General features: G+C 58.3%; 21 protein-coding genes and 1 pseudogene. 10 read left to right on the top strand and 12 right to left on the bottom strand.

Features of this window, described 5'->3' with window-relative positions; translation table 11 throughout:
• The first annotated feature begins 83 nt into the window (after nucleotides 1–83).
• From JFU47_RS23555 to tsaA, 5 genes are all read left to right on the top strand, one after another.
• Nucleotides 84–557: a GNAT family N-acetyltransferase gene (locus JFU47_RS23555; protein ID WP_201185960.1), complete on the top strand. Its 474-nt coding sequence runs from the start codon at nucleotides 84–86 to the stop codon at nucleotides 555–557.
• Nucleotides 558–761: 204 nt separating this feature from the next.
• Nucleotides 762–1,472, top strand: a complete 711-nt coding sequence (locus JFU47_RS23550) for an rRNA pseudouridine synthase (RefSeq protein ID WP_008153970.1) — start codon at nucleotides 762–764, stop codon at nucleotides 1,470–1,472.
• 75 nt (nucleotides 1,473–1,547) lie between these two features.
• A complete protein-coding gene (locus JFU47_RS23545) occupies nucleotides 1,548–2,018 on the top strand; it encodes a DUF1456 family protein (protein WP_150654848.1) in 471 nt (156 codons plus the stop codon).
• A 135-nt stretch (nucleotides 2,019–2,153) separates the two neighbouring features.
• Nucleotides 2,154–2,924, top strand: a complete 771-nt coding sequence (locus tag JFU47_RS23540) for an SDR family oxidoreductase (protein ID WP_201185958.1) — start codon at nucleotides 2,154–2,156, stop codon at nucleotides 2,922–2,924.
• Between the two features lie 185 nt (nucleotides 2,925–3,109).
• The gene (gene tsaA / locus JFU47_RS23535; RefSeq protein WP_201187314.1) at nucleotides 3,110–3,808 is read left to right on the top strand and encodes a tRNA (N6-threonylcarbamoyladenosine(37)-N6)-methyltransferase TrmO; all 699 of its coding nucleotides are present in this window, start codon (nucleotides 3,110–3,112) and stop codon (nucleotides 3,806–3,808) included.
• Between the two features lie 132 nt (nucleotides 3,809–3,940).
• On the opposite strand, the gene fpr is transcribed toward tsaA, so the two are convergent.
• Nucleotides 3,941–4,720 carry a ferredoxin-NADP reductase gene (fpr, locus tag JFU47_RS23530; protein WP_003443014.1) on the bottom strand — a complete coding sequence of 260 codons (780 nt, stop codon included), beginning with the start codon at nucleotides 4,718–4,720 and terminating at the stop codon, nucleotides 3,941–3,943.
• 150 nt (nucleotides 4,721–4,870) lie between these two features.
• Between fpr and JFU47_RS23525 the strand changes: the two genes are divergently transcribed.
• Nucleotides 4,871–5,797, top strand: coding sequence for a LysR family transcriptional regulator (locus JFU47_RS23525; protein WP_008153977.1), 927 nt, complete (start codon nucleotides 4,871–4,873; stop codon nucleotides 5,795–5,797).
• On the opposite strand, the gene JFU47_RS23520 is transcribed toward JFU47_RS23525, so the two are convergent.
• The 3 genes from JFU47_RS23520 to JFU47_RS23510 all read right to left on the bottom strand — a co-directional run bounded on the left by JFU47_RS23520 (nucleotide 5,794) and on the right by JFU47_RS23510 (nucleotide 7,853).
• On the bottom strand, nucleotides 5,794–6,156 hold the full coding sequence (locus tag JFU47_RS23520) for a diacylglycerol kinase (RefSeq protein ID WP_008010143.1): 363 nt from the start codon (nucleotides 6,154–6,156) through the stop codon (nucleotides 5,794–5,796). The two genes, JFU47_RS23525 and JFU47_RS23520, sit on opposite strands and share 4 nt — an antisense overlap.
• Nucleotides 6,157–6,236: 80 nt before the next feature.
• Complete coding sequence (erdR, locus tag JFU47_RS23515) at nucleotides 6,237–6,884, bottom strand: response regulator transcription factor ErdR (RefSeq protein ID WP_046046272.1); 648 nt, start codon at nucleotides 6,882–6,884, stop codon at nucleotides 6,237–6,239.
• 210 nt (nucleotides 6,885–7,094) lie between these two features.
• Nucleotides 7,095–7,853, bottom strand: a complete 759-nt coding sequence (locus JFU47_RS23510) for a tRNA-uridine aminocarboxypropyltransferase (RefSeq protein WP_201185956.1) — start codon at nucleotides 7,851–7,853, stop codon at nucleotides 7,095–7,097.
• Nucleotides 7,854–8,042: 189 nt separating this feature from the next.
• Between JFU47_RS23510 and JFU47_RS23505 the strand changes: the two genes are divergently transcribed.
• A complete protein-coding gene (locus JFU47_RS23505; RefSeq protein ID WP_008153984.1) occupies nucleotides 8,043–8,468 on the top strand; it encodes a PA3611 family quorum-sensing-regulated virulence factor in 426 nt (141 codons plus the stop codon).
• On the opposite strand, the gene JFU47_RS23500 is transcribed toward JFU47_RS23505, so the two are convergent.
• Nucleotides 8,469–8,663: a hypothetical protein gene (locus JFU47_RS23500; RefSeq protein WP_095128071.1), complete on the bottom strand. Its 195-nt coding sequence runs from the start codon at nucleotides 8,661–8,663 to the stop codon at nucleotides 8,469–8,471.
• Nucleotides 8,664–9,037: 374 nt separating this feature from the next.
• On the opposite strand from JFU47_RS23500, the gene JFU47_RS23495 reads away from it, so the two are divergent.
• Nucleotides 9,038–10,156: an LOG family protein gene (locus tag JFU47_RS23495; RefSeq protein WP_201185954.1), complete on the top strand. Its 1,119-nt coding sequence runs from the start codon at nucleotides 9,038–9,040 to the stop codon at nucleotides 10,154–10,156.
• Nucleotides 10,157–10,198: 42 nt separating this feature from the next.
• Here the strand turns inward: JFU47_RS23495 and recX are convergent, their stop codons facing one another.
• From recX to JFU47_RS23465, 7 genes and pseudogenes are all read right to left on the bottom strand, one after another.
• Nucleotides 10,199–10,666 carry a recombination regulator RecX gene (gene recX / locus JFU47_RS23490; RefSeq protein WP_201185952.1) on the bottom strand — a complete coding sequence of 156 codons (468 nt, stop codon included), beginning with the start codon at nucleotides 10,664–10,666 and terminating at the stop codon, nucleotides 10,199–10,201.
• Nucleotides 10,667–10,674: 8 nt separating this feature from the next.
• On the bottom strand, nucleotides 10,675–11,727 hold the full coding sequence (gene recA / locus JFU47_RS23485; protein ID WP_007907270.1) for a recombinase RecA: 1,053 nt from the start codon (nucleotides 11,725–11,727) through the stop codon (nucleotides 10,675–10,677).
• 83 nt (nucleotides 11,728–11,810) lie between these two features.
• Nucleotides 11,811–12,311 carry a nicotinamide-nucleotide amidohydrolase family protein gene (locus JFU47_RS23480; protein WP_201185945.1) on the bottom strand — a complete coding sequence of 167 codons (501 nt, stop codon included), beginning with the start codon at nucleotides 12,309–12,311 and terminating at the stop codon, nucleotides 11,811–11,813.
• A gap of 80 nt (nucleotides 12,312–12,391) precedes the next feature.
• Nucleotides 12,392–12,472: pseudogene (locus JFU47_RS33155) on the bottom strand (lysis protein); the annotation flags it as partial.
• 82 nt (nucleotides 12,473–12,554) lie between these two features.
• Nucleotides 12,555–13,118 (bottom strand): glycoside hydrolase family 19 protein, encoded by a 564-nt coding sequence (locus tag JFU47_RS23475; protein WP_201185944.1) that lies wholly within the window; start codon nucleotides 13,116–13,118, stop codon nucleotides 12,555–12,557.
• Nucleotides 13,119–13,338: 220 nt separating this feature from the next.
• A complete protein-coding gene (locus tag JFU47_RS23470) occupies nucleotides 13,339–13,686 on the bottom strand; it encodes a phage holin family protein (protein WP_056739181.1) in 348 nt (115 codons plus the stop codon).
• A gap of 518 nt (nucleotides 13,687–14,204) precedes the next feature.
• Nucleotides 14,205–14,939, bottom strand: a complete 735-nt coding sequence (locus tag JFU47_RS23465; RefSeq protein ID WP_033053549.1) for a LexA family transcriptional regulator — start codon at nucleotides 14,937–14,939, stop codon at nucleotides 14,205–14,207.
• 211 nt (nucleotides 14,940–15,150) lie between these two features.
• Here JFU47_RS23465 and mutS point away from each other — a divergent pair, with 211 nt between their 5' ends.
• Both mutS and fdxA read left to right on the top strand, forming a co-directional pair.
• The gene (mutS, locus tag JFU47_RS23460) at nucleotides 15,151–17,730 is read left to right on the top strand and encodes a DNA mismatch repair protein MutS (protein WP_201185942.1); all 2,580 of its coding nucleotides are present in this window, start codon (nucleotides 15,151–15,153) and stop codon (nucleotides 17,728–17,730) included.
• Nucleotides 17,731–17,872: 142 nt separating this feature from the next.
• Nucleotides 17,873–18,196: a ferredoxin FdxA gene (gene fdxA / locus JFU47_RS23455; protein WP_008154011.1), complete on the top strand. Its 324-nt coding sequence runs from the start codon at nucleotides 17,873–17,875 to the stop codon at nucleotides 18,194–18,196.
• Nucleotides 18,197–18,627 lie beyond the last annotated feature (431 nt).

Genomic DNA, 18,627 nt, shown 5'->3' with positions numbered 1-18,627 from the left:
TTGACGAGATGCGGGGCTTTTTTACGTCTATCGTTTTGTAAGGAAAGGATTCTCGACATCCACAGGAAAAGGGGCAGCCGGCCATGCGCCAACATTCGGTCATCCACACGCCGAAACAGAGCGACTACGAAGAACTCACTCAGGTCTGGGAAGCCTCGGTGCGCGCCACCCATGACTTTCTGCCGGACAGCTACATCGAACTGCTGAAGAACCTGGTGCTGACGCGCTACCTCGATGCGGTGATGCTGATCTGCACCAAAGACCCGCGCCAGCGCATTACCGGGTTCGCTGGAGTCGCGGCGGGCAAGGTCGAAATGCTCTTCATCGACCCGGCACACCGCGGCCAGGGCCTGGGCAAGCAGTTGCTACGCTATGCGATGGAACACCTGAATGCCGATGAACTGGACGTCAACGAACAGAACCCGCAAGCCTTGGGCTTCTACTTCAAACAGGGCTTCGAGGTGATCGGTCGCTCCGAGCATGACGGCATGGGCCAGCCTTATCCGCTGCTGCATATGCGTTTGCGTCAGAACCAGCAACATTCGCGGCATGGCTGACACCACACGGATCAAGTGTAGGAGTGAGCCGGCTCCGGGCGGCGTTCCGACGATAGCGGTGTGTCATTCAACAGATAAATTGACTGAACTACCGCTATCGCGAGCAGGCTCGCTCCCACAAAAAGCCACACCGAGCAAATGGACCCGCGATTAACCGGCGCCAGGCAGGTACAATGCCCACCCCTTTTTTGTTACGGCCCTGTCATGACTGACCCGATTCGTCTCTCCAAACGCCTCATCGAACTCGTCGGCTGTTCCCGTCGGGAGGCTGAGCTGTTCATCGAGGGAGGCTGGGTCACCGTGGACGGTGAAGTCATCGACGAGCCGCAGTTCAAGGTCGAAAACCAGAAAGTCGAGCTTGATCCTGAAGCCAAGGCCACTGCGCCGGAACCGGTGACCATCCTGCTGAACGTGCCCGTGGGCATGGATGCGGAAACGGCAATGGCAACGATCAGCGCCGAGACCTTGAGCGAAGAACACCGCTTCAGCAAACGTCCGCTCAAGGGCCACTTCCTGCGCCTGACCGCCAGCACCGACCTGCAGGCCAACGCCAGCGGTCTTTTGGTGTTCACCCAGGACTGGAAGATCCTGCGCAAACTCACTGCCGACTCCGCCAAGATCGAGCAAGAGTATGTGGTCGAAGTTGAAGGCGACATGGTGGCTCACGGCCTCAACCGCCTGAACCACGGCCTGACCTACAAGGGCAAGGAACTGCCGCCGGTCAAAGCCAGCTGGCAGAACGAAAACCGCCTGCGTTTTGCGATGAAGAACCCACAACCGGGCGTCATCGCCCTGTTCTGCCAGGCCGTAGGCCTGAAGGTTGTCGCCATCCGCCGCATCCGCATTGGCGGCGTGTCCATCGGCAAAGTGCCGTTGGGGCAATGGCGCTACCTGTCCGGCAAAGAGAAGTTCTAAGACTTTTCACGCCGCCACACATTTTGGCGCCGCTGTTAATGCGGCGCCCACTGCTGAATATCAGGATTGCACACCATGATTCATAACGACGTACTGCGCAGCGTGCGCTACATGCTCGACATCAGCGACAAGAAAGTCATCGAGATCATCAAGCTCGGCGGCATGGACGTGACCCTGGAAGACCTGGTGACGTACCTCGACAAGAAAGAGGAAGACGAGGAAGGCTTCGTACGCTGCCCGGATGAAGTCATTGCGCATTTCCTCGATGGCCTGGTGATCTTCAAGCGCGGCAAGGACGAAAGCCGTCCGCCACAGCCGATCGAAGTGCCGGTGACCAACAACATCATCCTGAAGAAACTGCGTGTGGCTTTCGAACTGAAAGAAGACGACATGCACGCCATCCTCAAGGCCTCCGAGTTCCCGGTGTCCAAGCCTGAGCTGAGCGCGCTGTTCCGCAAGTTCGGCCACACCAACTACCGCCCGTGCGGCGACCAGTTGCTGCGCAACTTCCTCAAGGGCCTGACCCTGCGCGTGCGTCCGCAATAAGTGCCCACAGGCCTTGAGCTGCAGCGTGCAGCTCAAGGCCTGGCCGTATAGACCCTCATTCCTCGCAAAAATAGTGGCTCCGCTTCTGGCGGCTGACGACTAGGGTGTATTGACCCTCAGCTCTCAGGATTCGCCATGCACCCGTATTTTTCCCTGCAAGGCCGCACCGCTCTGGTGACCGGCGGCACCCGTGGTATCGGCAAAATGATCGCCAAGGCTTATGTCGAAGCTGGCGCCACCGTGTACGTCTGCGCCCGGGATGCCGAAGCCTGTCAGCAAACGGCCGATGAATTGAGCGCATTCGGTCGTTGCCACGCAGTGGCGGCCAACCTGGCCACCGAAGAAGGCGTACTTGAACTGGCTACGCGACTGGGCGAGCAGATCACTCATCTGGATATTCTGGTGAACAACGCTGGCACCACGTGGGGCGCGCCGCTGGAGAGCTACCCGGTCAAGGGCTGGGAAAAGGTCATGCAGCTGAACGTGACCTCGGTGTTCAACTGCATTCAGCAGTTTTTGCCGCTGCTGCGCAAGGCTGGTTCGGCAGCGAATCCGGCGCGAATTATCAATATCGGTTCAGTGGCGGGCATTTCGTCCTTCGGCGAGCAGGCTTATGCCTATGGGCCGAGTAAAGCGGCCCTGCATCAACTGTCGCGGATTCTGGCGCGGGAGCTGGTGAGCCAGCACATCAACGTCAACGTCATCGCGCCGGGGCGTTTTCCGAGCAAGATGACTCAGCACATCGGCAATGATGAGCAGGCGCTGGCCGACGACACGGCATTGATTCCAATGAAACGCTGGGGCCGGGAGGAAGAGATGGCGGCACTGGCGATCAGCCTGGCGAGTACGGCCGGCGCTTACATGACCGGGAATATCATTCCGCTGGATGGCGGGTTTAGCCTTTAGATCGGCGGCGCGGCCATCGCGAGCAGGCTCGCTCCCACAGGGATTTTCTGTACTCACAAAATCTGTGACCGACCGAGATCTACTGTGGGAGCGAGCCTGCTCGCGAAGGCGGACTGACAGGCACCACCGATCCTGCGGCTGCTCGGGTTATCATGCCCACCCTCACCCCGCCTCGACCCCAGACCATGACCTACAGCGTTTCCCCCATCGGCTTCGTGCGCTCCTGCTTCAAGGAGAAGTTCGCCATCCCGCGTCAGCCACAACTGGCTCCGGCCGCTCGCGGCGTGCTGGAGCTGGTGGCGCCGTTCGATCAGGGCGATGCAGTGCAAGGCCTGGAACAGGTCAGCCACGTATGGCTGCTGTTCCTGTTTCACCAGGCCCTGGAAGAAAAGCCACGACTGAAAGTCCGCCCTCCTCGTCTCGGCGGTAACAAATCCATGGGTGTGTTCGCCACCCGCGCGACGCATCGGCCCAATGGTATCGGCCAATCCGTGGTGAAGCTGGACAAGGTTGAAGCCAATCGCCTGTGGATATCCGGCATCGACCTACTGGACGGCACACCGATTCTCGACATCAAACCCTACGTGCCTTACGCCGATATCATCGATACGGCCGCCAACAGCATCGCCAGCGCTGCGCCGCAGTTGATTCCCGTGCAGTGGACGGACTCAGCGCTGCAACAGGCTCACGGCCATGCTCAGCGCCTCGAAGAACCGCTGGTGGAGTTGATCGAGCAATGCCTTGCACAAGACCCACGTCCGGCGTACCAGATTCCTACACCCGAACGGGAATACGGCGCGCAGTTCTGGGACCTGGACGTACGCTGGCACTATCCCGAAGCCGGGGTAATCCGTGTCCTGGAAGTCATCCCCGCAAAAGCCTGAACACCAGAAACCACTGTGGGAGCGAGCCTGCTCGCGAAAGCGGTGTGTCAGTCGACATTGAAGTTGACTGTCGCACCGCTTTCGCGAGCAGGCTCGCTCCCACAGGGAAAGCAAAGCCGTCAGGCGTTGTGTTTACTTCTCGACGAACGCTCGCTCGATCAGGTAATCACCCGGCTCGCGCATCCGCGGCGACACTTTCAGGCCGAAGCTGTTCAACACTTCGCTGGTCTCGTCGAGCATGCTCGGGCTGCCGCACAGCATGGCGCGGTCGTCCTGCGGGTTGATCGGTGGCAGACCGATGTCGCTGAACAGCTTGCCGCTGCGCATCAGGTCGGTCAGGCGACCTTCGTTCTCGAACGGCTCGCGGGTCACGGTCGGGTAGTAGATCAACTTGTCACGCAGGGCCTCGCCGAAGAACTCGTTCTGCGGCAAGTGCTCGGTGATGAACTCGCGGTAAGCGACTTCGTTGACGTAACGCACGCCGTGGCACAGGATCACTTTTTCGAAACGCTCGTAGGTTTCCGGGTCCTGGATGACGCTCATGAACGGCGCCAGACCGGTACCGGTGCTGAGCAGGTACAAATGTTTGCCAGGCTTCAAGTCATCCAGCACCAGCGTGCCGGTAGGCTTCTTGCTGATGATGATCTCGTCGCCTTCCTTCAGATGCTGCAGCTGGGAAGTCAGCGGGCCATCAGGCACCTTGATGCTGAAAAACTCGAGATGCTCTTCCCAGTTCGGGCTGGCAATCGAGTAAGCGCGCATGAGCGGCCGGCCGTTGGGCTGTTGCAGGCCGATCATCACGAACTGACCGTTCTCGAAGCGCAGGCCCGGATCGCGGGTGCACTTGAAGCTGAACAGAGTGTCGTTCCAGTGGTGAACACTGAGGACACGCTCGTGGTTCATGTTGCTCATGTACGTGGGACTCCTGGAGATTTTGTCTGCGCATGCTCTGCGCCTGCTCTGCAAAAAAAGAGCTGCTGTGCGCAATTGCATCGCATTCTAATGGCAGCCACAATATCTGTTAACTGGATTATTAAGATAAGGGTTATCGGTTATATAGATATGCGATTTACTCTCCGTCAACTTCAAGTATTCGTCGCCGTCGCCCAGCAGGAAAGCGTATCCCGTGCTGCGGGCCTGCTCAACCTCTCGCAATCGGCGGCGAGCACCTCGATCACCGAGCTAGAGCGTCAGTCCAGCTGTCAGCTGTTCGACCGCGCCGGCAAACGGCTGAGCCTCAACGCCCTCGGCAAACAGCTGCTGCCGCAAGCGGTGGCGCTGCTCGACCAGTCCAAAGAAATCGAAGACTTGCTCAATGGCAAGTCGGGATTCGGCTCTCTGGCGGTCGGCGCGACCCTGACCATCGGCAATTACTTGGCCACCTTGCTGATTGGCAGCTTCATGCAGCGCCATCCGGAAAGCCAGGTGAAGCTGCATGTGCAGAACACTGCCAACATTGTGCAGCAGGTCGCCCACTATGAAATTGATCTGGGTCTAATCGAAGGCGACTGCAGTCATCCGGACATCGAAGTGCAGAGCTGGGTCGAGGATGAGCTGGTGGTGTTCTGCGCGCCCCAGCATCCACTGGCCAAGCGCGGCACGGCGACCATGGAAGAGCTGACCCATGAGGCCTGGATTCTGCGGGAACAGGGCTCTGGCACGCGACTGACCTTTGACCAGGCCATGCGTCACCATCGCAGCTCGCTGAATATCCGGCTGGAACTGGAGCACACCGAAGCGATCAAGCGTGCGGTGGAGTCCGGGTTGGGGATTGGCTGTATTTCTCGCCTGGCACTGCGCGATGCCTTCCGCCGCGGCAGTCTGGTGCCCGTAGAGACGCCGGATCTGGATCTGGCGCGGCAGTTCTATTTCATCTGGCACAAACAGAAATATCAGACGTCGGCGATGCGTGAATTCCTCGACCTGTGCCGCGCTTTCACCGCCGGAGTTCAGCGCAGCGACGAGATCGTCCTGCCTACCATTGCTTAAAGCAGGATGACCGCCCAGACCAGCGCGATCATGCTCAAGGCTACGAACTGAGCGGCGCTGCCCATGTCCTTGGCGTTCTTGGACAGCGGGTGTAATTCAAGGGAAATGCGGTCGATGGCCGCTTCCACTGCCGAATTGAGCAATTCGACAATCAACGCCAGGAGGCAGACTGCAATCAGCAACGCCTGCTCGACGCGACTGACGTTCAGGAAGAACGACAGCGGAATCAATATGACGTTGAGCAACACCAGTTGCCGAAAGGCCGCTTCGCCGGTGAAGGCTGCGCGCAGACCGTCCAGCGAATAACCGGAGGCGTTGAGGATGCGTTTGAGGCCGGTTTGGCCTTTGAAAGGTGACATAAAGTAGGTAACTGACCAAAAAATGAAGTAGGAAGGCTAGATTAAGCACAGTCAAAAAAGCGTGAACGCGCCGCGCCTGATTAGCTCGAAATTGACTCAAGTTGTTGCAGAAGCAACGCTGCCTGGGTCCGGGTCCGCACATTCAGCTTGCGAAAAATCGCCGTCACGTGGGCCTTGATCGTCGCTTCGGAAACGCTCAGCTCGTAGGCAATCTGCTTATTCAACAAGCCTTCACAGACCATGGTCAGAACACGAAATTGCTGAGGCGTCAGACTCGCAAGGCCTTCGCTCGCGGCCTTCGCTTCGGCGGAAACGCTCACCGCCTCGAACGCCTGGGGCGGCCAGAACACATCACCATCAAGCACCGCGCGCACCGCTTTCTGGATGACACTCAGATCACTGGACTTGGGGATGAAGCCGCTGGCGCCGAATTCACGGGACTTGACCATGATCGAGGCTTCTTCCTGGGCTGACACCATGACCACCGGAATCTGCGGATACTGACCGCGCAACAGCACCAACCCTGAAAAACCGTAGGCCCCCGGCATGTTCAGATCCAGCAGCACCAGATCCCAGTCGGACTTCTCGTCCAGACGGGTTTCCAGCTCGGCAATGCTTGCCACTTCCACCAGACGGACTTCCGGGCCCAGGCCCAGGGTCAACGCTTGATGCAGCGCGCTACGAAAAAGAGGGTGGTCATCGGCAATCAGGATTTCGTATGTGGCCATTTTTCAAATGATCCTGTTTTTCAAACAACTCGAGGTACAGCCACGGAGCTGTACCAACAGGGCACGTTCAACGCCAATCACGTGACTATCCACGTAAAGAATACGGCGTATCAAACTTTGGCCGCGCCCTAATCGGCGCCAAGCATGCCCAGCGAAGTCGGGGTGGTCAAGGTGCATGGCCAGTACAGTTCTTTGCAGTATGGGCGACAATCAGCTCAAGGCAGGCGCTACGTTCTCAACGAAGGGCATCAGTTCGGCGTGTGCCGGTGTTGAAACATTCATTTCAAGCTGATGCTTGGCATCAAGGTAATGTTGGCTGAACACGTCGAAATAAGCGTCCAGTGCCGACGCGGCCTCGGTATCACCCGCCAGATCGAGACACAACGCCGCCACTTCGGCTGTGCATAAATGCTCGCTTCGGGTCGATCGGCGCAACCGGTACCGCGACAACTTCTCGGGCAACAGGCTCAGGATCGGCAGCCGATCAAAGTAGGGGCTTTTGCGGAAAATCTTCCGGGCTTCTGTCCAGGTGGCATCCAGCAGAATGAACAGCGGACGCTTCGAACTATCGGCATCGACGCTGTTTGTGACACGCTCGGGTTCGACGTACTCACCCGGAAACACCAGATAGGGCTGCCATTGCGGATCGGCCAGCAGCGCCAGCAGTTGCTCATCAACTTCCGTACGCGACCAGATGAATGCATGGTTGTCGCGTACCACATCGGCGATCAGCCAACCGGTGTTGCTCGGTTTGAACACTTCCTTGTTGGTCATGATCAGGCACACGCCAGAGCGAGCCTCGACCTGCGGGCGCCAGGCGCACAGGCAGTGACTCTCGATCACGCGGCAGGCTCGGCAACGCGGCGCCCTCCAGCCTCGGGCCTGAATCGGCTTGATGCCCTCTTCCTCTCGCTCATCGCGCAAGCGGGCTACTGCGTTTGCAGCAAAGCGCTGGGTTGCAGGGTTCATCGCAGGCAACGCCGGCAGGGGAAGAAAATCGACACGAAAAACACTCGGCAGGACAGAAAGTGGCGGCAGTTTATCAGAGCAGCCGGCGCAAGCCTGTACCGTCCAGGCCTCGTCCCCTATAATTCGCCGCCACTGAACGCACAGTCATGTGACGGGTCGAACCACCAGTCACTGAACCAGGAGAGTTTCATGCTGCGCCTTATCGTTCCCACCGCTGCCATTTTGCTGGCGTCGTCCTTCAGCGCTCAGGCTGCTTCCTTGAGTGAGCAGAATCTCAACAGAGAGCTGCGAAACGTCGCCACACAAAGCAGTGTTGGTACTCCACGGGCGATCAACGAAGACATTCTTGATCAGGGCTACACCGTCGAAGGCAACACGCTGATCAACCATCTAAGCGTACAAAGCAGCCACGCCAACAAGATGCGTGCCGACCCGAAAGCCGTGTATTTCCAGCTTGGCGCCTCTGTATGCAACAACCCATCGTTCCGCAAACTGATGGCCAAGGGCGCGGTCATGCGTTACGACTTCACTGAGGTGAAGACCAACCGCTCAGTCGGCTCCGCCAGCTATCAGGAATCGGACTGCCCGAAAGCGGCTCCGGCCAAGAAGAAGTAATCATCGGGAAGTGGCGCGCCGCTGTTCATCCTCGGCGCGCAGTTCTGCCAACAACGCCTGCAAATAACGGGAACGTCGGTCGGCCCCCTCCAGACGCCGGCAGCACTCTTCCTCGAGACTCAAATGATTGGTCTCGGCTGATGATTTCAGTAATCGATACAGTTGCGTATCGATCTCCAGAATGACTCTGGCCATAGCTTCCCGCCTCCCGCCTCCCTGCACCTCGCCCTTGCTTGAGAGCGATAAAATCCTTGAACCGCTTGTGCCGTACGTCCTCCTTTGACGCAAAGTTGTCGTGTCGTGCCTGTAATTTAGTAAATCAGACTGTAGGACACTCGCCTGGCGTTCAGACGAGCGGTGAAAGCACCTTGCAAATCGCCAATAAGCGGTTGCCAGGAAAGACTTTGCGGCGCAATGATCAAGTCAGCGAAAAACGCTATGTGGGTCTAGATTCATAGTGTTCACGTTTACTTTTCAGGGCAGGAAAGGGGCTGCCCATTGCGCGTCTTGTTGTGCGAATGTTTCCTTCATCCAAGGGAAAAACAGAGCCTGTATGGAAGGAGAAGTTGATGCCTTACCAACCGAATGACCTCCTGAGCCGTCATTTTGAAGAAAGCGGCCACGACCTCATCAGCAAGGTCGAAGAGCAACTCAACCTGGTTTCACCCAACAGCCCGAACATCCCGATCTACCGTGACATGATCCTGACCGTGCTGCGCATGGCCCAGGAAGATCACAACCGCTGGAATGCCAAGATCACCCTGCAAACCCTACGCGAACTGGAACATGCTTTCCGTGTGCTGGAACAGTTCAAGGGGCGGCGCAAAGTCACCGTTTTCGGCTCTGCCCGAACGCCGATAGAACATCCGCTGTACGGTCTGGCCCGAGAGCTAGGCGCGGCGCTGGCGCGTTCAGACCTGATGGTCATCACCGGTGCCGGTGGTGGCATCATGGCCGCGGCCCACGAAGGCGCTGGCCTGGCACACAGCCTGGGATTCAATATCACCCTGCCCTTCGAGCAGCATGCCAATCCCACCGTGAATGGCACCGCCAATCTGCTGCCCTTCCACTTCTTCTTTACCCGCAAGCTGTTCTTCGTCAAGGAAGCAGATGCGCTGGTCCTGTGCCCTGGCGGTTTCGGTACCCTGGATGAAGCGCTGGAAGTGCTGACACTCATCCAGACTGGCAAAAGCCCACTGGTGCCCGTGGTATTACTGGATGCTCCCGGCGGCAAGTTCTGGCAAGGCGCATTGGACTTCATTCACCATCAACTGGAGGAAAATCGCTACATTCTGCCGACCGATATGAAACTCGTGAGTCTGGTCTACAGCGCGGAAGAGGCTGTGGAGCAGATCAACCAGTTCTACAGCAACTTCCACTCCAGCCGCTGGCTCAAGCATCAATTCGTGATTCGCATGAATCACAAGCTCAGCGACCAGGCGCTCGAACACATGCAGGAGGCATTTGCCGACCTGTGTCTGAGCGATCATTTCCATCAACATGCCTATAGCGGAGAGGAACACGACGAACCGCAGTTCAGCCACCTTGCTCGACTCGCCTTCACCTTCAACGCCCGTGATCATGGACGCCTGCGGGAACTGGTGGACTACATCAACCTGCCGGAAAACTGGGCGCAATCCCAACCCCAGGCGCAACAGCGCTCGCGGGAACCGTCCAAGGTTACGTAAGCAAAAAAAACGGCCCGCTATCGAAATAGCGAGCCGTTTCAGTCAATCGTCCATCCCTCGGCCGCTGAACAAGCGGCTGATCATTTCCATGGAATATCCCCGATAACTCAGGAACCTGCCTTGTTTGGCACGTTCCCGGGCGTCTATCGGTAAATGCCCGGAAAACTTTCGCCGCCAGGTGCCTTCCAGTTGTTCCTGCCAGTTGATACCGCTCTCGCGTAAAGCGAGTTCGATGTCGGTACGTTGCAGGCCGCGCTGGCTCAACTCTTCACGAATACGCAAAGGGCCATAACCGGAACGGGAGCGGTAGGAAACAAAGCTTTCGAGATAACGGGATTCGGACAGCAGGCCTTCTTCCGTCAAACGGTCGAGTGCCGTGTCGATCATTTCAGGGAGGGCGCCGCGTTGACGCAGTTTACGCGTCAACTCGACTCGACCGTGCTCGCGTCGCGCGAGCAGGTCCATTGCGGTTCGCCGCACCGCGACGAGTGTATCGAGTACGGCAGTCATCGGATCAATCAGATATCAGCGTCAGCCAGGTCATCAGCAGTCTCTTTGACTGGCGATGCTTTAACGTCCGGCGCTGGGGTCAGCAGTTTGTCACGCAGCTGCTTCTCGAGCTTCGCGGCGATTTCCGGGTTGTCCGCCAGGAACTTGGCCGAGTTGGCCTTGCCCTGACCGATCTTGGTGCCTTCATACGCGTACCAGGCACCGGACTTCTCGACGAAACCGTGCAACACACCCAGGTCGATCATCTCACCGTTGAGGTAGATGCCCTTGCCGTAAAGAATCTGGAACTCGGCTTGACGGAACGGCGAAGCTACCTTGTTCTTCACAACCTTGACGCGGGTTTCGCTACCGACAACCTCATCACCTTCCTTCACCGCGCCAGTACGGCGGATATCCAGACGAACCGAAGCGTAGAACTTCAGCGCGTTACCACCGGTGGTGGTTTCCGGGCTGCCGAACATCACGCCGATTTTCATACGGATCTGGTTGATGAAGATAACCAGGCAGTTGGCGTTCTTGATGTTACCGGTGATTTTACGCAGCGCCTGGGACATCAGACGGGCTTGCAGGCCCACGTGCATGTCACCCATTTCGCCTTCGATTTCAGCCTTTGGAACCAGAGCTGCCACGGAGTCGACGATGATCACGTCAACGGCGTTGGAACGCACCAGCATGTCGGTGATTTCCAGGGCTTGCTCGCCGGTGTCCGGCTGCGAAACCAGCAGGTCGTCGACGTTGACGCCCAGCTTGCCGGCGTATTCAGGGTCGAGGGCGTGTTCAGCATCGACGAACGCACAGGTCGCGCCAGCTTTTTGAGCCTGGGCGATCACCGACAGTGTCAGCGTGGTTTTACCGGAGGATTCAGGACCGTAGATTTCAACGATACGGCCTTTTGGCAGACCGCCAATGCCGAGCGCGATGTCCAGACCCAGAGAGCCAGTGGAGATAGCCGGGATCGCCTGACGGTCCTGATCGCCCATACGCATTACGGCACCCTTGCCGAATTGACGTTCGATCTGACCCAGGGCCGCAGCCAAGGCTTTCTTCTTGTTGTCGTCCATTAAAGTCCTCACGTAATCAATAAGGCCTGACGGCCAACACCTGTATAAGTAGCCAGTATTATTCCACAGCGTTTCAGGATCGCCTACCCCTGATTTGAGATTTCTCCAGCGGCATGGCGCAGCAGCCCCTCTAGCGCGGCCTTCACCGTTTGTCGGCGGACCTCGTCACGGTTGCCGGGAAAGTACTGCACCTCGCTGAACACCTGTTCACCAACGCCCCAGGCCAGCCACACGGTGCCCACCGGCTTGTTCGGCGAACCGCCATCCGGCCCCGCCACACCGCTGACCGCCACGGCAAATCGCGCCCGGCTTTTCTCCTGCGCGCCGCGGACCATGGCCTCGACCACCTCGCGACTGACCGCCCCCACCGACGCAAACAACTCGACCGGGACATTCAATTGCTCGGTTTTCTGGCGATTGGAATAGGTGACATAACCGGCCTCGAACCATGCCGAACTCCCCGGAATCCGGGTGATCGCCTCACTGATCCCGCCGCCGGTGCAGGACTCGGCGGCGGTGACATGGGCATTGAGAACCTGCATGCGCCTGCCAAGTTCAGCGGCCAGTTGGGTGATTTCTTTCACGGTCATCTCCTGAGCAAGCGGAATGAGAACTACCGTACACGAGCCGATAACGCTTGCAAGGCGCAGAATCGATCAAAATGTTAGCGAGCGAGGGCTCTGATATAAGCCTGACAAGCCTGCAAGGCAATCAGTCCGCGGTCCCTGGCGTCGGTGATGGCGACACCAATCCTGAAAGTGCCAGGCCTGCGCCGCCGAGCCACCGGTCAACACAGCCAGAAACACCACAACGCCAAGACGCGGGAATCAAACCGAAGACTGGCATAAAACCGCCCTCGCCCGCGCCCAGAGCTGCAAGCGATCCTTCAAACCGTTCAAGCCTCCGTTGATGCGGCGGGTGATGCTGTTGAACTGGTCGCGATCGGCCAGTTCGTTGAAGCCATTGTGCTCCCAGAACCAGCCAGCCGATTCAGCGGCCCATCGGGGCTTTTCCAGAAGTCCTGGCAAAAACAGCAAACGATCATCACCGAAGATTCCGAGACTGCACTGACGGTAGTTGTCGCGACCCGTGATCTGAATCAGGCCTCGGCCACGGTATTTTTGACCGTCGCCGTCGGACTCTGGTGTATTACCCAGGCGCATAGCCAGTGCGCCAGTGTCGTACTTGCTCAAGTATTGAGCGCTGCCCAACTCACGCACGTACTGCAACTGCCCCGACTCATGACCGACTTGCGCAAGGAACGCAGCGATGCGTTTCGGGGTGTTGATGTTGCGGTGGGTCATGGCGATGTTGAGCGCAGAAATGAAAACGCCCGCTTGGGAGCAGGCGTTGGGCATAACGATCTGTAGCTGTTGCTGCGTAACGGTCATATAGCCTCCAGAATGCCGGCGGCGACACGATCGGCAAGACTTGGGCAGTGATCACGCAGTTGGGTGATCAGTGAGGTGATCTTCATGGTGTTTTCACCGGGCAATAAAAAACCCGCTTGTTGGCGGGCTTGAGTGAAAGGTACTGGCCTTGGGAAACCCGCGTCCTTGCGGGTCGGATGCTGATCGGCACCGCTGCTCGCCATTCCATTGGGCTTTGTGTTCAGTGATCCTGGCGGGTATCTCGCGGTGGAACTTCACAAACGCCAATCCGCTTGGCTGCCCAGCGCTCATAAAGGCCAATGGCAACATCTGCCCCGGCCATCGCCGTCAGGCAACCGAACGCGCAAGCCGTCCAGATCGACACGCCGGCGGCATACAGCAGCATGATGGCCGAGACCCCGCAGACCATGCAGGCTCCGGATCGCAAGGCCAGGCGCCGCAGCAATGACCAGCCGCGGGCGCCCTCCTTGTCGGCGCGCCACATTTCGCCGGACACCCCGCCCACCAGGGCGAGGACGATGACGAGCCAGATCGGCATGTCCAGCAACGCTTGTTGCTCGTTTGTCATGTCACGCCTCCTGGAGGTGATTGATGAGTGGTATGTGTGTGTCTTTCAAACGGTGTCTCTTGAGTTGCCTGAGGGGAGGTAGGCATTCTGAAAAGCCCGGTGCTAACCGGGCTTTTCAGAATGCGGTCCTTCGCGTTGACCTTTCGGCGCTACTGGCGCGGTACGAGTCCATTCAAATTGTTTTTCCGACCGCGGTCCCTGCCCGCCGGATAACTGCTTCTGGTGCTTTACGCTGCACACCCGGGTCAGTTGCCAACCCTCTGAACCGTTGAGGCCGGTTCATCGCTGCCTTTGTGGGGGAACTAAAGAGCTTCGTTTCGAGCTTCGTTTCGAGCTGCTTTTGAGCTGCTTGAGACAAAGAATATGCATGGATGCATATACAGTCAATGCATTAATGCATTTATTTATGCGTTAAAAATGCACAGGCGCATAAAAGTCCCGCAGACAAAGGCGCTGGTGGTTTTTGGCAGGCGAAAAAAAACCCGCTCGGGGGCGGGTTTTATCTGACAGCGGTGAGGTTAACGGGCGTACATGCCCCACCAGAAGACGTGACCGAGGATGACAATCTGCTCTTCCTGGATTTCCTGGAAGGTGTAGTCCTCGTCCGGATGTTCATCGCGATTGAAGCTGCGCAGACGTATCCCGGTAGGCAGGCGATAAAGCTGTTTCACCCGCAGCTGGCCGTTATGGTTGATGGCATAAAGGTCGCCATCCACGATATCGCCGATCCCGCACTTGCCGGCATTAACGCCGACGGTGGCGCCGTCGCGCAGTACCGGCAACATACTGTTGCCGCGCACCGTCACGCATTTGGCCTGGTCGAACTGCACGCCGTTGTGGCGCAGACTCCGCTTGCCGAAGCGCAGGCTAGAGCGCTCGCTCTCTTCGATGACGAACCTTCCTGATCCTGCAGCCAATTCAACCTCGCGAAGAAAGGGGACCGATACCTCGTCATCATCGACGGGCGTATCGTCGTCCCACAGACTTATGTCCTTGAGTTCCGAATGCAATTGATCGCGCCCGGTGCTGGCTGCCGGCGCAACATCCGCACGGCCCCGCAACTGGTCGGTGCTCACGGCGAAGTACTCGGCAATCTTCGAGATGTGTTTATCCGAGGGATCGACGATCTTCCCGCTGAGGATCCGCGAGAGAGTGGATTGAGGCACGCCGGTGCGACGGTGAAGCTCCGTGGGGGAGATCCCGTGCTGATCGAGCAGCGCTCTTAAGACGGTAGAAACATTGCGTTTTTGCATAAAGCGCATAGTGCTTGTTCTTTTCGCGGAAGACAAATGCCAAATTGCATAAATTGCGCATATGTCGTGCATAGACAGAAGAAATGTATCCCGGGGCTTTCATGCCTGCGTCGGGTGGACCGCCCATGTTAACCTTGCGCCCATCGCGGAAAAGCCGGGCCGATGCCCCTCCTTTGCCCTACACCTTTCAACGAATTTGCCTGATTATCCGATGAATAAAGCGCTCTCTGATCTGTCCTCCCACACGCCAATGATGCAACAGTACTGGCGCCTGAAAAACCAGCACCCTGACCAGCTGATGTTCTACCGCATGGGCGACTTCTACGAGATCTTCTACGAAGACGCGAAGAAAGCCGCCAAATTGCTGGACATCACCCTGACCGCCCGCGGGCAGTCGGCGGGTCAGGCGATTCCGATGTGTGGGATTCCTTACCACGCCGCGGAAGGCTACCTGGCGAAACTGGTCAAGCTCGGCGAGTCGGTGGTGATCTGTGAGCAGGTCGGCGACCCGGCGACCAGCAAGGGCCCAGTGGATCGTCAGGTGGTGCGGATCATCACGCCGGGTACGGTCAGCGACGAAGCGCTGCTGGATGAGCGTCGGGACAACCTGATCGCAGCGGTGCTGGGTGACGAGCGTCTGTTCGGCCTGGCGGTACTGGATATCACCAGCGGCAACTTCACCGTGTTGGAGATCAAGGGCTGGGAAAACCTGCTGGCAGAACTGGAGCGGGTCAATCCGGTGGAGCTGATGATCCCGGATGACTGGCCGAGGGATCTGCCGGCGGAGAAACGTCGTGGGGTTCGTCGCCGCGCGCCGTGGGATTTCGAACGTGATTCGGCGCTGAAAAGTCTTTGCCAGCAGTTTTCCACCCAGGACCTGAAAGGTTTCGGCTGCGAGAACCTCACCTTGGCCATCGGCGCCGCCGGTTGCCTGCTCAGCTACGCCAAGGAAACCCAGCGCACCGCCCTGCCCCATTTGCGCAGCCTGCGTCATGAACGCCTGGACGACACCGTGGTGCTGGACGGCGCGAGCCGTCGCAACCTGGAACTGGATACCAACCTGGCCGGCGGTCGCGACAACACGTTGCAATCGGTGGTCGACCGCTGCCAGACCGCCATGGGCAGCCGCCTGCTGACCCGCTGGCTGAACCGTCCGCTGCGTGATCTGACCGTATTACTGGCGCGCCAGACCTCGATCACCTGCCTGCTCGACGGTTACCGCTTCGAGAAACTGCAACCGCAGCTCAAGGAAATCGGCGACATCGAGCGAATCCTGGCGCGGATCGGCCTCCGCAATGCCCGCCCTCGTGACCTGGCTCGCCTGCGCGATGCGCTCGGTGCACTGCCAGAATTGCAAGTGGCGATGACCGAGCTGGAAGCCCCGCACATTATTCAACTGGCGAAGACCACCAGCACCTACCCGGAACTGGCGGCCCTGCTGGAAAAAGCCATCATCGACAACCCGCCAGCAGTGATCCGTGACGGTGGCGTATTGAAAACCGGTTACGACGCCGAGTTGGACGACTTGCAATCGCTCAGCGAAAACGCCGGGCAGTTTTTGATCGACCTCGAAGCCCGCGAGAAGGCCCGCACCGGTCTGTCTCATTTGAAAGTCGGTTACAACCGCATTCATGGCTACTTCATCGAGTTGCCAAGCAAGCAGGCCGAATCGGCGCCGGCCGATTACATCCGTCGCCAGACGTTGAAAGGTGCCGAGCGCTTCATTACGCCGGAACTGAAGGCGTTCGAGGACAAGGCGCTGTCGGCGAAGAGCCGCGCCCTGGCTCGCGAGAAGATGCTCTACGAAGCACTGCTCGAAGATTTGATCGCCCAGTTGCCACCGTTGCAGGACACCGCCGCGGCACTGGCCGAGCTGGACGTGCTGAGCAACCTTGCCGAGCGTGCGCTGAACCTCGATCTGAACTGCCCGCGCTTCGTCAGTGAGCCATGCATGCGCATCAGTCAGGGTCGTCACCCGGTGGTCGAGCAAGTGCTGACCACGCCGTTCGTGGCCAACGACCTGAGCCTCGACGACAACACCCGCATGCTGGTGATCACCGGTCCGAACATGGGCGGTAAATCCACCTACATGCGCCAGACCGCTCTGATCGTGCTGCTGGCACACATCGGCAGCTTCGTACCGGCAGCCAGTTGCGAGTTGTCTCTGGTGGACCGGATCTTTACCCGGATCGGCTCCAGCGATGACCTGGCCGGCGGGCGTTCGACCTTCATGGTCGAAATGAGCGAAACCGCGAACATTCTGCACAACGCCACCGAGCGCAGCCTGGTGCTAATGGACGAAGTCGGTCGCGGCACCAGCACCTTTGACGGTCTGTCCCTGGCGTGGGCTGCGGCCGAACGCCTGGCACATCTGCGGGCTTATACGCTGTTCGCCACACACTACTTTGAGCTGACCGTGTTGCCGGAAGCCCAGCCGTTGGTGGCCAACGTTCACCTTAACGCCACCGAGCACAACGAACGCATCGTGTTCCTGCACCACGTGCTGCCAGGGCCTGCCAGCCAGAGCTACGGCCTTGCGGTTGCGCAGTTGGCCGGTGTGCCGAGCGAAGTGATCGTTCGCGCTCGCGAACACCTGGGCCGGCTGGAAGCGACCGCCCTTCCTCATGAAGTTCCCAAGGCTGCCAAAGGCAAACCGGCGGCGCCGCAGCAGAGCGACATGTTCGCCAGCCTGCCGCATCCAGTGCTGGATGATCTGGCCAAACTTGATCTGGACGACATGACACCGCGTCGGGCGCTCGAAATGCTCTATACACTGAAGACACGGATCTAACGCACTTGCCTGCAAGCTGTTAGAATCTCGCGCGGTTTGGGATGCTGCTGGCTTATAGCCTGACCAGCAGACTATCGCTCCCAAACCTGGCGACCCCAACGTGAAGGGGCTCCGCTGCCGCCGCCTGAGGAGAAAATTAGAAATGACCTTCGTCGTCACCGACAACTGCATCAAGTGCAAGTACACCGACTGCGTAGAAGTCTGTCCGGTGGACTGCTTTTACGAAGGCCCGAACTTCCTGGTGATTCACCCGGATGAGTGCATCGACTGCGCACTGTGCGAACCAGAGTGCCCTGCCGTGGCCATCTTCTCCGAAGATGAAGTCCCGGAAGACATGCAGCAATTCATTCAGCTGAACGTTGAGCTGGCGGAAATCTGGCCCAACATCACCGAGAAGAAAGAATCGTTGCCCGACGCCGAAGAGTGGGATGGCGTCAAAGGCAAGATCAAAGACCTCGAACGCTGATTACTTCCGCGTTCTCGAAAAGGCCCCTCGCGGGCCTTTTTGCTTTTCTGCAGGCAAAAAAAGGGGCGGTTTGACCCGCCCACATTTTTCCCTATTCCCTGTGTTCCTTTTCATCGTCCTGATGAATCGCTTCCTGCGATGTCCTTCCCCCTCATCCTTGAAGGGTGTGTCTGTCCGTCGACACAGTTCAGATACTAGAGAATTCCCTACCAAGAGCAATCGCCCCCGATAGCTGAAGTTGCCTGTCACAAGCTATTAACCTAAAAAAATAATCATATAAATCAATTAGTTAATCTTCTCTCACGTAGGAAAATGTACGACTGCTACTCATTGAATTAGCGAACACTTACGAAAGAGTAAGCAAAAACTTACAGCGAGAGACTACAAACCAGAGGGATTACGGAGGGAACTTCCAGCCTGTTTCCCAGGCA

Origin of the sequence: Pseudomonas sp. TH39(2020), from assembly GCF_016650715.1 — a bacterium.
Lineage (GTDB): Bacteria > Pseudomonadota > Gammaproteobacteria > Pseudomonadales > Pseudomonadaceae > Aquipseudomonas > Aquipseudomonas mandelii_C.
Note: the sequence above shows the minus strand (reverse complement) of the source record. Positions and strands in the feature narration are given on the sequence as shown.

Coding starts and splice junctions, on each gene's coding strand:
- JFU47_RS23555 (WP_201185960.1), top strand. CDS start 84: ATGCGCCAACATTCGGTCATCCACACGCCGAAACAGAGCGACTACGAA.
- JFU47_RS23550 (WP_008153970.1), top strand. CDS start 762: ATGACTGACCCGATTCGTCTCTCCAAACGCCTCATCGAACTCGTCGGC.
- JFU47_RS23545 (WP_150654848.1), top strand. CDS start 1,548: ATGATTCATAACGACGTACTGCGCAGCGTGCGCTACATGCTCGACATC.
- JFU47_RS23540 (WP_201185958.1), top strand. CDS start 2,154: ATGCACCCGTATTTTTCCCTGCAAGGCCGCACCGCTCTGGTGACCGGC.
- tsaA (WP_201187314.1), top strand. CDS start 3,110: ATGACCTACAGCGTTTCCCCCATCGGCTTCGTGCGCTCCTGCTTCAAG.
- fpr (WP_003443014.1), bottom strand. CDS start 4,720: ATGAGCAACATGAACCACGAGCGTGTCCTCAGTGTTCACCACTGGAAC.
- JFU47_RS23525 (WP_008153977.1), top strand. CDS start 4,871: ATGCGATTTACTCTCCGTCAACTTCAAGTATTCGTCGCCGTCGCCCAG.
- JFU47_RS23520 (WP_008010143.1), bottom strand. CDS start 6,156: ATGTCACCTTTCAAAGGCCAAACCGGCCTCAAACGCATCCTCAACGCC.
- erdR (WP_046046272.1), bottom strand. CDS start 6,884: ATGGCCACATACGAAATCCTGATTGCCGATGACCACCCTCTTTTTCGT.
- JFU47_RS23510 (WP_201185956.1), bottom strand. CDS start 7,853: ATGAACCCTGCAACCCAGCGCTTTGCTGCAAACGCAGTAGCCCGCTTG.
- JFU47_RS23505 (WP_008153984.1), top strand. CDS start 8,043: ATGCTGCGCCTTATCGTTCCCACCGCTGCCATTTTGCTGGCGTCGTCC.
- JFU47_RS23500 (WP_095128071.1), bottom strand. CDS start 8,663: ATGGCCAGAGTCATTCTGGAGATCGATACGCAACTGTATCGATTACTG.
- JFU47_RS23495 (WP_201185954.1), top strand. CDS start 9,038: ATGCCTTACCAACCGAATGACCTCCTGAGCCGTCATTTTGAAGAAAGC.
- recX (WP_201185952.1), bottom strand. CDS start 10,666: ATGACTGCCGTACTCGATACACTCGTCGCGGTGCGGCGAACCGCAATG.
- recA (WP_007907270.1), bottom strand. CDS start 11,727: ATGGACGACAACAAGAAGAAAGCCTTGGCTGCGGCCCTGGGTCAGATC.
- JFU47_RS23475 (WP_201185944.1), bottom strand. CDS start 13,118: ATGACCGTTACGCAGCAACAGCTACAGATCGTTATGCCCAACGCCTGC.
- JFU47_RS23470 (WP_056739181.1), bottom strand. CDS start 13,686: ATGACAAACGAGCAACAAGCGTTGCTGGACATGCCGATCTGGCTCGTC.
- JFU47_RS23465 (WP_033053549.1), bottom strand. CDS start 14,939: ATGCAAAAACGCAATGTTTCTACCGTCTTAAGAGCGCTGCTCGATCAG.
- mutS (WP_201185942.1), top strand. CDS start 15,151: ATGAATAAAGCGCTCTCTGATCTGTCCTCCCACACGCCAATGATGCAA.
- fdxA (WP_008154011.1), top strand. CDS start 17,873: ATGACCTTCGTCGTCACCGACAACTGCATCAAGTGCAAGTACACCGAC.